This is a genomic window from Streptomyces sp. NPDC004065 (genome assembly GCF_044903565.1).
In the GTDB taxonomy this organism is placed as follows: domain Bacteria; phylum Actinomycetota; class Actinomycetes; order Streptomycetales; family Streptomycetaceae; genus Streptomyces.
The window spans coordinates 58,261-71,584 of sequence record NZ_JBJDQT010000031.1 but is presented as its reverse complement, the minus strand read 5'-3'; the positions used below and the strand labels follow the sequence as shown (position 1 = coordinate 71,584).

Annotated in this window: 10 protein-coding genes and 1 pseudogene; 7 read left to right on the top strand and 4 right to left on the bottom strand. The window is 77.0% G+C overall.

The features are described 5' to 3' along the window. Positions 1–34: 34 nt before the first annotated feature. Entirely contained in the window at positions 35–1,147 is a 1,113-nt protein-coding gene (locus ACI2LW_RS27765) for a sensor histidine kinase (RefSeq protein WP_404733967.1), read from the bottom strand. Positions 1,148–1,149: 2 nt separating this feature from the next. Continuing rightward, a complete protein-coding gene (locus tag ACI2LW_RS27760) occupies positions 1,150–1,914 on the bottom strand; it encodes a response regulator transcription factor (RefSeq protein ID WP_404733966.1) in 765 nt (254 codons plus the stop codon). A gap of 114 nt (positions 1,915–2,028) precedes the next feature. Between ACI2LW_RS27760 and ACI2LW_RS27755 the strand changes: the two are divergent. The 3 genes and pseudogenes from ACI2LW_RS27755 to ACI2LW_RS27745 form a co-directional block, all read left to right on the top strand. Continuing rightward, positions 2,029–2,724, top strand: a pseudogene (locus tag ACI2LW_RS27755) (glycosyltransferase family 2 protein); the annotation flags it as partial. 233 nt (positions 2,725–2,957) lie between these two features. Beyond that, the gene (locus ACI2LW_RS27750; protein WP_404733965.1) at positions 2,958–3,575 is read left to right on the top strand and encodes a DUF2064 domain-containing protein; all 618 of its coding nucleotides are present in this window, start codon (positions 2,958–2,960) and stop codon (positions 3,573–3,575) included. Positions 3,576–3,898: 323 nt separating this feature from the next. After that, positions 3,899–4,645 carry a class I SAM-dependent methyltransferase gene (locus ACI2LW_RS27745; protein ID WP_404733964.1) on the top strand — a complete coding sequence of 249 codons (747 nt, stop codon included), beginning with the start codon at positions 3,899–3,901 and terminating at the stop codon, positions 4,643–4,645. A 451-nt stretch (positions 4,646–5,096) separates the two neighbouring features. On the opposite strand, the gene ACI2LW_RS27740 is transcribed toward ACI2LW_RS27745, so the two are convergent. Continuing rightward, a complete protein-coding gene (locus ACI2LW_RS27740; protein ID WP_404733963.1) occupies positions 5,097–6,356 on the bottom strand; it encodes a molybdopterin-dependent oxidoreductase in 1,260 nt (419 codons plus the stop codon). A 112-nt stretch (positions 6,357–6,468) separates the two neighbouring features. Here ACI2LW_RS27740 and ACI2LW_RS27735 point away from each other — a divergent pair, with 112 nt between their 5' ends. Further along, a complete protein-coding gene (locus ACI2LW_RS27735) occupies positions 6,469–7,869 on the top strand; it encodes a hypothetical protein (RefSeq protein WP_404733962.1) in 1,401 nt (466 codons plus the stop codon). 239 nt (positions 7,870–8,108) lie between these two features. Beyond that, positions 8,109–9,896 (top strand): C40 family peptidase, encoded by a 1,788-nt coding sequence (locus ACI2LW_RS27730; protein ID WP_404733961.1) that lies wholly within the window; start codon positions 8,109–8,111, stop codon positions 9,894–9,896. 19 nt (positions 9,897–9,915) lie between these two features. On the opposite strand, the gene ACI2LW_RS27725 is transcribed toward ACI2LW_RS27730, so the two are convergent. Continuing rightward, complete coding sequence (locus ACI2LW_RS27725; RefSeq protein ID WP_404733960.1) at positions 9,916–10,728, bottom strand: SAM-dependent methyltransferase; 813 nt, start codon at positions 10,726–10,728, stop codon at positions 9,916–9,918. Between the two features lie 46 nt (positions 10,729–10,774). On the opposite strand from ACI2LW_RS27725, the gene ACI2LW_RS27720 reads away from it, so the two are divergent. Further along, positions 10,775–12,316: a PP2C family protein-serine/threonine phosphatase gene (locus tag ACI2LW_RS27720; RefSeq protein WP_404733959.1), complete on the top strand. Its 1,542-nt coding sequence runs from the start codon at positions 10,775–10,777 to the stop codon at positions 12,314–12,316. A gap of 583 nt (positions 12,317–12,899) precedes the next feature. Next, on the top strand, positions 12,900–13,127 hold the full coding sequence (locus ACI2LW_RS27715) for a hypothetical protein (protein WP_404733958.1): 228 nt from the start codon (positions 12,900–12,902) through the stop codon (positions 13,125–13,127). Positions 13,128–13,324 lie beyond the last annotated feature (197 nt).

Here is a 13,324-nt window from a genome sequence, read left to right as displayed (position 1 = left end):
TGCCCGGCCGGAGCGTCACCGCGCCGCCGGGAAATCACCGCACGGGTGCCGGCAGGGTGACCTCGAAGCGGCAGCCGCCCGGGATGTTGCGGACCGCGGTGCGCCCGTCGTGGGCCTCCACAATGCCCCGGACGATGGCGAGGCCCAGGCCCGCTCCCGCCGGCGGGGTGCGGGCGTGGGTGCCGCGCCAGCCGGTGTCGAAGACGCGCGGCAGATCCTCCTCGGGGATGCCGCCGCAGCCGTCACTGACGGAGAGCACGACCCCCTCGGGCGAGCGTTCGGCGCAGACGGCGACGGTGCCGTCCGCGGGTGTCCGGCGGATCGCGTTGACCAGCAGGTTGCCGAGCACCCGGCTCATCTCCTTGCCGTCCACCTCGACGGGGACCGGCTCGACGCGCTCGCCCACCAGGCGGACACCGAGTTCCTTCGCCAGTGCGTCGGCCCCGGCGAGGGCGTCGCCGACCAGGTCGTACAGCGAGATGCGGGAGCGGGTGAGGGCGAGGCTGCCGGCGTGGATGCGGGAGAGCTCGAAGAGGTCGCCCACCATGTCGTTCAGCCGCTCCACCTCGGTGCGGATCTGCTTGAGGTAGCGGTGCGGGTCCGGGGCCACCCCGTCCTCCAGCGCCTCGGACATGGCGCGCAGCCCGGCGAGGGGGGTGCGCAGGTCGTGCGAGATCCAGGCGACGAGTTCCCGGCGCGAGGCCTCCAGGGCCCGCTCGCGCTCCCGGGACTCGGCGAGCCGGGCGCTGGTCGCGGCCAGTTCGCGGCTCAGTGACTCCAGTTCGGCGGTCGCCGGGCCGTCGGGGGCGGCGAAGCTCCCACCGTCGCCGAACGAGCGGGCGGCGCGGGCCAGTTCCCGGCTGCGGGCGACGACCCAGCGGCCCAGCAGCAGCGCCGTGGCCAGCGACACCACCGCCGCCATGGCCACGACCATGGTGACGACGGAGAGGTCGTGCGCGGACAGGAACATCGCCCGGGCCACGGCCAGGGTGCCGGCGAACATGGCACCGACCGCGACGGCCGCCACCACGGTGAGCGACGCGGTCAGCGAGCGCCGCCGGACCAGCCGCAGCACCGCCGCCCCGGCCAGCCCGGTCGCGGCCGCCCCGAGGAACGAGTACAGGGCGATGAGCAGGACGTCACGCATCGTCAGTTCCCCTCCCCCGCCTCCCGGGGCTGCCGTCCCGCCGGGTCGAACCGGTATCCGACGCCCCACACGGTCTGGATCAGGCGCGGCCGGGCGGGATCGTCCTCCACCTTGCCGCGCAGCCGCCGCACATGGACGGTGACCGTGGACAGGTCCCCGAAATCCCAGCCCCACACCTCACGCATCAGGTCCTCCCGGGTGAACGCGCGTCCGGGATGCCGCAGGAAGAAGGCGAGCAGGTCGAACTCACGGAGAGTGAGCGCGAGTTCGGCTCCGTCGCGGGTGGCCCGGCGGGCGGCGGGGTCGATGCTCAGACCGGCCGCCGCGAGCGGCTGCGGCGCCGTGGCGGGGCGGCTGCGGCGCAGCACCGACTCCACGCGCAGCACGAGTTCGCGGGGGCTGAACGGCTTGGTGACGTAGTCGTCGGCGCCGACCTCCAGGCCGAGGACGCGGTCGTCCTCGTCGCCGCGGGCGGTGAGCATGATGACCGGCACGGGACCGTGGCCGCGCATCCGGCGGCACACCTCCAGGCCGTCCATGCCGGGCAGCATCAGGTCCAGCACCACCAGGTCGGGCCAGTTGGCCGCGGCCCGGGCGAGCGCCGTCGGCCCGTCCCCCGCCCGGTCCACAACATGGCCGGCGCGGTCGAGGTAACCCGCGACGACCTCGGCGACGGTGGGGTCGTCGTCCACGACCAGGACACGGGCGGCCGGGTGGGCCGGCCGATCGGCGGGGCCGGCGTGTTCCGGCTCGTACGGCTGCTGCATGCGTCCAGCCTGGCACCGCGCGCCTGCCCGCGCCGCCCCCGGCCCGGGCCCTCGGCCCGACGTCCGCGTTTCGTAAGGAGCCGTCGCCCGGAATGCCCGGTTCGCGTTCGTAGGGTGAGTGCCGTGACGACCTCTTCCACCGCACCGGACGTCGACGTGGTGCTCCCCTGTCTGAACGAGGCCGGCGCCCTGCCCTGGGTGCTCGACCGCATCCCCGAGGGCTGGCGCGCCCTGGTCGTGGACAACGGCTCCACCGACGGTTCGGCCGCGCTCGCCCGTGAGCGGGGCGCGACCGTCGTGCACGAGCCGCGCCGCGGGTTCGGTGCCGCCTGCCATGCCGGGCTGACCGCGGCCACCGCCGGCATCGTCTGCTTCTGCGACTGCGACGCCTCGCTGGACCCGGCCCTGCTGGTGCCGTTCGTCCGTGAGGTGCGGGCCGGTGAGGCCGACCTCGTGCTCGGCCGGCGCCGTCCCGCGGGGCGGGGTGCCTGGCCGGCGCACGCCCGGGCCGGCAACCTCGCGCTGGTCCGGATGCTGCGCCGGCGCACCGGCCTGCGCCTGCACGACCTCGGCCCCCTGCGCGCCGCCCGCCGTACGGCTCTGCTCGGACTCGGGCTCACCGACCGACGCAGCGGCTACCCGCTGGAGATGGTGGTCCGGGCCGCCGACGCGGGCTGGCGGGTGGTGGAGCACGACGTGCCCTACCTGCCGCGCACCGGGGCCTCCAAGGTGACGGGCACCTGGCGCGGGACCTGGCAGGCGGTGCGGGACATGAGCCGGGTGCTGGCCGCACCGGCTCCACCGGACGCGGTCCCGGTCTCCCCCGGCTCCGTCCCGGTCTCCCCCGGCTCGGCCCCGGCCGCTCCGCCGGACGGTCCGGCCGGAGTCGCGGGTCGGGCCGGGGTCGCCGTTCGGGCCGAGGGGCCCGGTGGTGCTGCCGGGGCGGCCCTCGACGTCGGGCAGCACGGGCAGGGCGGCCAGGACGGCCAGGACGGGCCGCACGGGCAGGCCGGGGACGCCGGCTCCGGGAGAGGGGCGGCGGGGTGACCACACTGCTCGTGATCGCCAAGGAGCCGCGTCCGGGCCGGGTGAAGACCCGGCTCACCCCGCCCTTCACTCCGCGGGAGGCGGCGGCGCTCGCCGAGGCGGCGCTCGCCGACACCCTGCACGCCGTCGCCGCGGCCCCGGCCGCCCGGCGCGTTCTCGTGCTCGACGGCGCGCCGGGCCCCTGGCTGCCGCCCGGCTTCGAGGTCGTGCCGCAGTGCGCGGGCGGCCTCGACGAGCGGCTGGCCGCGGCCTTCGCCGGCTGCTCCGGGCCGGCGCTGCTGATCGGCATGGACACTCCGCAGGTGACCCCGGAGCTGCTCGGCGTGGACTTCGCCGACTGCGACGCGTACTTCGGTCCGGCCGAGGACGGCGGCTTCTGGGCGCTCGGCCTCGCCGCGCCGGACTCCTCGCTTCCGCTGGGCGTGCCCATGTCGACCCCGGTGACGGGACGGGTGCAGCGGGAGCGGCTGGTGGGTGCGGGGCTGCGGGTGCGCGACCTGCCGCGGCTGCGGGACGTGGACACCGCCGCCGACGCCGTGTCCGTCGCCGCCCAGGCCCCGCACAGCCGGTTCGCCGCACGGCTCGCCCGGTTCACCGCGGACGTGCCCCGATGAGCGCCCCGACGAGGACCGACCACGGGACCACCCCGCCACGGCGCGCCGCCCCGGCCCCGCCGGCCCCGCCCGGACACGCACCGTCGTCCCCGCCCACGGCCACCCCCTCGTCCTCCTCCCGGCCCGCGCCCTCGTCTTCGCCCACGCCGGCGTCTTCGCCCACGCCGGCGTCCGCGCCCACGCAGGGTTCCGCGCCCCGTACGGCGTCCGGCCCCGCGCCCGCCCCGCATCCCGGCGACCCGTCCGCTCCCTCGTTCCCCTCCCCCTCCCCCTCCCCATGCCCGTCCCCGTCCCCGTCGCCGTCGCCGTCGCCGTCCGGCGGCATGCGCGCCTGGGCGGCCTCGGACGAGCCGTACGCGGCCGCTCTGCGCGCCGGGCGCGGGCCGCTGTTCCTGCGCCGCGCCGACGGGTGGCTGCTGCCGCTGGAGGTGGAGCGGTGGTGCGCGGAGCCCGACGCGGCGGACCTCGGAGTGCTGGCCCGCTGCGAGGGTGCCGTGCTCGACGTGGGCTGCGGACCGGGCCGGATGGTCGCGGCGCTCGCGGCGCGGGGCACGCGGGTGCTGGGCATCGACGTGAGCGAGGCCGCCGTGGGCCGCACGGCGCGGCTCGGCGGCCCCGCGCTGCGCCGCTCCGTCTTCGAGCCGGTCCCCGGCGAGGGCCGCTGGGACACCGCGCTCCTCATGGACGGCAACGTCGGCATCGGCGGCGACCCGCAGGTACTGCTCCGCCGGGTGGCCCGGCTCCTGCGCCCCGGCGGTCTGCTGATCGCCGAGGCTTCGCCGGCCGAGGTCGACGAGCGCGTCCAGGTGCAGGTCGTCGACGGGCGCGGGCCCCGCGGCGCGGCGGGGGCCCAGTTCCCGTGGGCGCGGGTGGGCACCCGCGCCCTGCTGCGGCACGCCCGCCGCGCGGGGTGGCGGCCCGTCGGTCAGTGGACGGCGGGCGGCCGGTGCTTCGCCGCCCTGCGCAGCCGCAGGGCCAGCAGCAGCGCGGAGCCGCCGAAGAGCACGGCGGTGATCAGCAGCCAGCGGGCGAGGAAGCCGTCCGCGGAAAGCCCGGTGACCAGCCGGTAGCGGCGGTCCACGCGGCCCGTGATCAGCGGGAACCATACGAGGAGCAGCAGGCCCGACAGGGCCGCCGGCACCCGGACGTACACCGCCCACTCCCGGCGGCCGGCCGCGCCCCAGGCCCTCAGCAGGGCGCGGTCGGCCGACGCGTACAGCGGCAGCAGCACCAGGTCGTGCAGCAGCGCGGCGCCCACGATCCACAGGGCGACGCCGAACCAGTCGCCCGCGAACAGCCGTGCGCCGGCGTAGGCGGCCACCGCGAACGAGCAGGCGAGGACGAGCAGCTGCAGGGGGCTGCCGAGCGGGAGCCCGGGCGGGTGCGGGAGCCGGAGCCCGCCGGACGGGCGCCCGGGGTGCGGCGCGCCGGACGGGCGCCGGAGGCGGGGCAGGCGGAAGTGGGGCGGTCGGAGACCGTGGGCTCGGCGGGGCAGGCGGGGCCGGTGCGGGGGGCGGGGCGTCATGGCAGGTCTCCGAAGGTCATGCGGGCCACCCACTTGGTGTTCAGCACACCGGGCGCCGCCGGCACGATGACGCGGGCCGGGTGGCCGTGGTCCGGGGTCAGGTCCGCGCCGTTGACGCGCAGGGCGAGCAGCGACAGCGGGTCGCGCACCTGGTTGGCGCGCAGTGCCGCCCGGCGGAAGGCGCCGTGCCGCTGGAGCGACTCCACGAACACGTCGGGCGCGTCGTCGTGGCCGACGAGGGCCGCCAGGTCGGCCAGCCGCACGCCCTGCCACCACTGGTCGGACGTCGACCAGCCCTCCACGCACGCGATGGGCAGCGCCGCGCCGTGCTGCGGCAGCCGCAGCAGGTCCGCGCGGCTGAGCCGGACGGTGCCGGCGCGGCCGGTGACGACCAGCCGCCACGCCTCCTCGCCGGTCTCCGCCGCGTCGATGCCCGCGTAGGCGGCGGTCTTGTTGATCTGGAAGCCGCCGGGGCCCGCGCTCGGTTCGGCCCCGCCGTGCGGGGCGAGCAGGGCGGTGCGGCGCAGCGGTCCGTCGAAGCTCTGTCCCGCGGTGGTCGCGAACAGCAGGAGCGAGCCGCCGCCGACCGTCCACAGCGCCCCGCGGCGGGTGACGGTGGGCGGGTCCGGCCGCGGGGAGACCAGTCCGGCGTCGTCGTCCGCCGTGGGCGGGGTCTGCTCCGTGCCGGACCGGAGCCGCCGTACGTTGCGCAGGGCGGCGGGCAGTTTCAGGGCGGCGTGCGCGGCGAAGGCGGCGAAGAACACCCAGGCGCCGTAGAAGTGCAGCGGGTAGAAGGAGCCGGGGAAGACGTAGTCCAGCTGGACGTTGAGCACGCCGGTGGTGAACTCGAACAGGCCGCCCCCGACGAGCAGCAGCAGGGAGATCCGTTCCAGGGCGTGGGTGACCGAGCGGGCCGGCGGCAGTGCGAACAGCCTGGGGACCACGGACCACAGCTTGGCCAGCAGCACGGGGATCAGCGTGATGCCGAGCGTGACGTGCACGCCCTGGGTGAGCCGGTACAGCCAGACCGGGCGCGTGGGCCAGGCGAACAGGTAGAAGCCGAGCAGGCCCTTGCCGGGGGTCATGTCGTTCACCGGTGACAGGCCCGGGTTGTAGGCGGCGTAGGAGACCAGGCCCGTCACGAACAGCACCGTGATGCCGACGAGCAGGACCAGCCCCAGCACCGAGGTGAACCGGGGGCCCCGCAGCGGGCTGCGCCAGAAGCCGGGAGAGGTGGGGAGCCGATGGTCGCTCATGCTGCGACCGTAGGCCGCGAACGCCCCCGGCAGGGCCTGCGACCCATGACGAAACGCTGACGTCCTGGCCGGGCGCCCCGGCAGCGGCCCCCCGCCGCCCTAGCGTGCCGGTGTGACCCGACCGATCCGACCCGCCCTTCGCGACCTCGCCGCCGCCACGGCCGCCGCCCTGCTGGTCGTGGCCGCCGTCGTCGTCGGCCGCCGCATCCAGTCCGCCCACCGCACCCTGTTCGTGCACTGGCCGCCCCTGTACGCCGAATGGGCCCCGCACCTGGGGCCGGGCACCCCGGGCGCGCTGCTGGTGGCGGTCGCGGTGGTGGCGTACGGGCCGCCGCTCGCCTCACGGCTGCGGTGGCGCGCGCTGCTCCCCGCCGCCTGGGCCGCCTCCCTGGCCTGGACCTGGTCGCTGGCGCTGGTCGACGGCTGGCACCGGGGCGTGGCCGTCCGGCTCACGACCCGCAACGAGTATCTCCAGGTCATCGGCCGCTTCCACGACATCCCGGCGGCGCTGCGCGACTTCACCCAGCACATCCTGGCGGGCTCCGAGGGCCAGTGGCCCGCCCACATCGCCGGTCACCCTCCGGCGGCCACGCTCACCTTCGTCCTGCTCGACCGGGCAGGGCTGCGCGGCGGTGGCTGGGCCGGCGCCTGGTGCATCGTGACGGGCACGACGGCCTGTGTGGCGGTGCTGGTGGCGGTGCGGGCGCTGGCCGGACAGGAGGCGGCGCGCCGGGCGGCGCCGTTCCTGGTCCTGGCGCCGGCCGCGGTGTGGGTGGGCGCGTCCGCCGACGGCTGGTTCACGGCCGTGGCGGCCTGGTCCGTCGCGCTGTTCGCGACGGCGGTGACCGGCCGGGGCGGCCGCGGGGCGCGGGCGGCGGCGGGCCTCGGGTCCGGGCTGCTGTTCGGGCTGACCTGCTACCTGTCGTACGGCCTGACGCTGTTCGCGCTGGTCCTCGCGGGCGTGCTGCTGACGGCCCGGCTGCGGGACGGCGCGGTGCCGCGGGGCTCAGCGCTGCCGATGTGCCTGTTCCCGCTCGGCGCCGCGGTCGTCCCGCTGGTGTTCACGCTCGCCGGATTCGACTGGTGGGAGGCGTACCGGCTGCTGGTCACGCGCTACTACCAGGGCGTCGGCGGCACCCGTCCGTACGGCTACTGGGTGTGGGCCAACCTGGCCTGCACCGTGCTCGTCGCGGGGCCGGCGACGGCGGCGGGCCTGGTCCGGGCCGGCGGGGCGGCGCTCGGCCCGCGCGGTGGTGCCCTCGCCCGGGTCCGCGGCGGCGGCGGCCCCCCGGAGGCCGGGGCCCGCCTCGGAGTGCTGGTCCTGTCGGCCCTGCTCGCCCTGCTCGTCGCCGACCTGTCCGGGATGAGCAAGGCCGAGACCGAGCGCATCTGGCTGCCCTTCGTCCTCTGGCTCCTCCCGGCGTGCGCCCTGCTCACCCGCCCGCGCGCCTGGCTGGCCGCCCAGGCCGTGCTCGCCCTGCTGCTCAACCACCTGCTGCTCACCGGCTGGTGACGCCCCCTCGGAAAAAGGTCACGAAAACGTATCGGACATAACACGCTTCAACCTTCACACGAGGCACACACGTTCGCTAAGTTGACGTCCAGGCCGCACGATTGCCTCCGTCGAATCCCGTCGGATCGTGCGACCTCCGCCGAGTCCGGCGTGGGTCGTGGGGCATTGCCTTCCGCAGCACCGTCCGCCCGAACCGGACAGCTGAGCAGGCAGGCGGCTATGGAAGGAGTGCGTCCTCCTTGGCGCCGGAACGACCCTCTCCCGAGGTTCAGCGGAGGATCAGCAGTCTCTACGACCGGGCTGAGACCGACACCGGGAACTTCAACGCCACCCGTGCGATGAGCAAGGGCGGGCGTACCCGCTTCGACTCCGCGTCGGGGCGCGCCCCGCGCCGGGCGGATCCGGTGCTGGAGAGCGTGGCCAAGGAGTGGTTCGACGTGGCTCGCGCCCAGTTGGGCCCGAGCGTTCCGGCCGCTCTGCCGCCCGACCGGGTGCCCAGGCCCGCCAGGTCCGCCGGTGCGGCGTCGCGCAGGGGTCCGGCGGAGGCGTTGGGGCTGGGCGGGCCGGGGGGCGCCCGTTCCGCGCCGCTGGAGCTGACGGCGGGCCCGTCCGGGCCGTCCGGCGCCCGGGCCGTGCCGGAGCTGCCCTCGGCGGGGGCGCTTCCGGCCGGGCCGGTGGCGGAGCTGACCGCCGGCTCCGCCGCGACGGCCGTGGTGGACACCGGTTCCCTGGCCCAGTTGCCGGCCGGGGCGGCGGCCGCACTGCCCGGCGGACCGACGGCGGCGCCGTCGCCCGTCGCCGCCCCGGACGCGCTCACCGATCCCCTCGGACCGCCGGCGGGAACGGGCGGGGTGCCGGCCGGCGCGGCCGGGTCCCTGACCGCGACCGCCGTACTGCCGGCCGGGTTCGAGGGCCTGGCCCGGGCCGACGACACCGCGGCCGCCCCGGCCGCGCGGGTCCGGGTGCCCGCGCCACGGGTCTCGGAGGAGGGGCTGCGCGGCGACCTCCCGGGGGCCGCCGGGACGCCGGGCGGGCAGGCCACCGCGCCGTGGAGCGCGCAGCCCGCCGGGGCCGCCGGGACGCCCGCGGCCCAGGAGTCCTGGGTCACCCCGGCGCCGCGGAGCCGGCCCGCCCCGGCCGGGCAGTCCTCCTGGCCGGCGCCCGCCTCGGCCACGGGAGAGTCCTGGCTCACGCCCGCCACCACCGGCACGTCCTGGACCGCTCCCGCCGCGGCGCCGGCCGCCGCGGACTCCTGGCCGGCCCCCGCCGCCGCGACCGCCTGGCCCCCGCCGCAGGAGGTCCGGCCGACGGTGCCGCCCGCGCCGGCACCGGTGCGGCAGCCGCAAGCGCCCGCGGGCCCGGCCTTCCCCGCCGCCTCCCCGCTCGACCCGGCCGGGCAGCCCTTCGACACGGCCGCGCAGCCCTTGGCCACGGCCGCCCTGCCACTCACCGCGGACCCGCTCCCCGGTGCCGACGCACTCCCCGGCGCGGACCAACTCTTCGACGCGGACCCGCTCTTCGGTCCGCTCCCCTCCAGCGGCTCCCTCGGCCCGGCACCAGCCGCGGCGGCACCCGCCGCGCCCGTCGCCGCGCCCGCCCCGGCACCGGTCGTGCCCGCCGAGAGCGCCGCCGCCCCGGCCGTGGACGCGTCACCCGCCTCCGCGTACGAGCGCAAGGCCGCCAAGGCACTCGCCTTCGCGCGCGCCCAGATCGGCAAGCCGTGCGTCTGGGGTGCGACCGGCCCGGACTCCTACGACTGCTCCAGCCTCACCCAGGCCGCCTGGCGGGCCGCCGGGGTGGCGCTGCCGCGCACCGCGCCGGACCAGGCCGTCTCCGGCACACCGGTCCAGCTGGCCGAACTGCACCCCGGAGACCTGGTGTTCTTCTACGCGGACGCCAGTCACGTCGGCCTGTACGGGGGCAACGGCACGATGGTCCACGCGCCGAGCCCGGGGGCGTCGATCCGTGAGGAGTCGGTCTTCTTCGCCGGCCCCCAGGCCATCCACAGCGCGATCCGGCCCGCCTGACCCCGCGGCGCGCCGCGCGCTACGGGGTCTTGCGGCCCACTCCGGCGTACACCCAGTACTGGGAGGGGTTCTCGGGGACGTCCTGCGGGCGGTCCGGGCGCCACAGCGGGACATACACCAGTCCCGGCTCCACCAGGTCGAAGCCGTCGAAGAGGGCCGCGATCTCGTCGTGGGAGCGTGCCGTGACCGGGGAGGTGGCCCGGTCGCGGTACAGCTGCCCGACGGCGGCGGCCGTGTCCGGGCGGTCCTCGTCCGTCGCGTGGGTCAGGGCCAGCCAGCTGCCCGCGGGCAGCGCGTCGCGGAAGGCGGCCACGATGCCGGCCGGATCCTCCTCGGGCGTGACGAAGTGCAGGATCGTGATCATCAGGACGGCCACGGGCCGGCCGAAGTCGATGTGGTCCCGCACCTGCGGCGAGGACAGCACCGTGTCGGGCTTGCGGATGTCCGCGGCCACGATCGTCGCGTCCGGGTTGCCGGCCAGCAGAGCCTCGCTGTGGGCGACCGCGACGGGGTCGTTGTCGACGTACACGACCCTGGCGCCCGGGGCGGCGGCCTGCGCGACCTCATGGACGTTGCCCTGGGTGGGTATGCCGGAGCCCAGGTCGATGAACTGGCGTACGCCGGCGGCGGCCAGGAAGCGGACGGCGCGCCCCAGGAAGGCGCGGTTGGCGCGGGCCAGGGTGCGGACCTGCGGGTCGATGGCGGTGAACGCGGCCACCGCCTCCCGGTCGATGGCGAAGTTGTGCTCGCCGCCCAGCATGGCGTCGTACATCCGGGCCACGCTCGCTTTGCCCGGATCCACGCCCCGCGGCAGACCGCCCTCGTCCGGCATGACCAACTCCCCTGGTGTACGGCGATGTTGACTTTGCATCATATAGTTGCCATCGGCATACGAGGAGCTGCCGGCCGACCACCCCACGGCCGCGACGGCCCCTCTTCCCCCGGCCGCGACCGGCCCCACCCGGAAGGCCACGACCCTGCGGAAGACACAACGCGGTCAGCCCGACGACCCCGCACTCGCCGCACCCCCACTCGCCGCACCCGCGCACACGCCCGACGCACCCGCACCCGCACCCGCACCCACCGCGCCGGCACCCGCGCGCCGCCGGTCGCACTTCTCCCCCGCGGCCGACGCCATCGGCTCGGAACTCGATCTGCACCTGACCGGCCGTCATGTCGTGCACGCGCTGGCGCCGGGCTTCTGCGACGCCGCCTCGGTGTACCTGCTGCAGCGCTGGCTGCTGGAGGAGCAGGCGCGGACGACGGCCGATCCGCCGCAGATCGAGGCGCGGCGGCTCGCGCTGCGCATAGGGTCGGACGCCACGGAGCACTGGGAGCGCCTGCTCCCGGTCGGCGAGGTGCTGGTGTTCCCCCGGGAGACGCCGTACGCCCGTGCCCTGGCCACCGGGCAGGCCCAGCTGCTGGACGGCGTGGACCACCACACCTTCGAACGGCTGCGCAGGACCGGCCCGGACGACGCGGGCGTGGCCGCGCTGCTGCGCAGCGGCTCGTTCCTCATCGTCCCGCTGCGGCTGCGCGGAACGGCCGTGGGTTTCATCGCCTGCACCCGGGGCGCGGACCGGGAGCCGTTCACGCGGGGCGAGGCGGTGGCCGTGGAGTCGCTCGGCGCGCGGGCCTGCGTCGCGCTCGACAACGCCCGGCGCTACGAACGCGAACGCCGCACCGCGCTGGCCATACGGCGCAGCCTGCTCCCCGACACCGGCCGGGCCTTCGCGAGCTGCCGGGTGGCCCACGGCTACCGTCCGGCCGGGCAGGACAACGTCATCGGCGGGGACTGGTACGACGTCCTGCCCCGGGGCGGCCGGAAGGTGGCCATGATCGTCGGGGACGCCATGGGCCATGGCCCGGAGTCCGCCGTCGCCATGATCCAGCTGCGGACCGCCGTGCGTACGCTGGCGGGGCTCGGCATCGGCCCGACCGAGCTCATGGAGCGGCTCGACGCGGTGGCCGCGGACACACCCGGCGCCTCCTTCGCCACCTGCATGTACGCGGAGTGGGACGCCGGCCTGCACACCTGCACCTTCGTCGGGGCCGGGCACCCGCCGCCGCTGATCCGCGGACCGGGCGGGCCCACGGCGCCGGTCGCGCTGAAGAGCGCGGGTCTGCCGCTGGGGCTGGGCACGGGCCGCTGGGAGCCGACCGTGCTGCACCTGTCCGAGCCCACGGTGCTGCTCCTCTACAGCGACGGACTCGTCGAGTCCCGGACCCGTGACATCGACCAGGGCATGGCCCGGCTGGCCGGCGCCCTGGACACCGGGACCGTCGAGGTGCCGGACCTCGCGCGCCCGGAGGCGCTGACGGTGCTGTGCCGCCGGCTGCTCGAGGGCGCGTCCGGCGAGGAGGACGCCAGGGACGACCGGACGCTGCTGCTGGCCGAGCTGACCCCGGGGAAGAACTGACCCGGGGCGCCCACGGCGGGTCGTGGCCGGTTGTCCCGCGGGCTGCTTTTCGCACGAGCGGACGCGTCCGTTGGAGGGGTGAACTCACCTGATGCGGTGAGCGGGGCGGTCCGGACGCGTACGGACGGGGGGCGAGCGCCGTTTGCCCCGGCATGGACAGCACTCATCGCCCGGCCGGCCGGGCCGGTGCGGAGACCTCCGGCCGGCGGCGGCCCGGCTCACCACCGGCACCGGCCCCCGCCCCTGCCCCCACGCCCTCTCCCACTCCTCCCTCTCCCGCTCCCTCTCCCGCTCCCGCTCCCGCTCCCGCTCCCGCTCCCGGGCAGTGGGGCTTCGGCCCGGACGGCGGCACGTCGCCGCCGCCGCTGCTGCGGCCGTGGGGCACCGGGTCGGGCGCGGGCGCGGGCGCGTGGGAGGCGTCCGCCGGCACGGTGCCCGCCGTTCCCGTACCCCGCGGGATCACGGTCCCGTGACGCGGGCGGAGGGACTCCTGCGGACACCGGTCGCTCACGGACCGGTGACGGCGGCATCACGATGGTGGGCGTGGGCGTTGCCCGGGCCGGTGCGGGTCGTTGAGCGCGGCATGGAAGCGTGGGAGGACGGCGACTGTCCCTGGTGCCGCTCGCTGCTCGACCCCGGCCTCGTCCCGGCCGGGGCGGACGCCGCGGGCCGGCAAGCCCGGCCCGCGACCGCGGGACCCACGTCGGGTCCACGCCGCAGCCCGCCGGCCTGGACGGAACGCGCCCGCCTGCTCATGGTCCCCGTGGCGGCGCTGACCGTCCTGGCCGCACTCGTGGTGGCACTCGCCTGACCCCGACGGCGCGTGAGCCGTCCCGTACGCGTCGCGTCCCCCTGTATGCCGTTGAGGCCCCTGCATGCCGTCCAGTGCTACCGGCCGGCCCCGCTGGGGCCCAGCCCCGCGGGGTGCAGGGGCGGAGCCCCGCATGGGGTCCGGGGCGCAGCCCCGTGACGGCAACCTCCCACCCCACCGAGTCGGGCGGGTCGGAT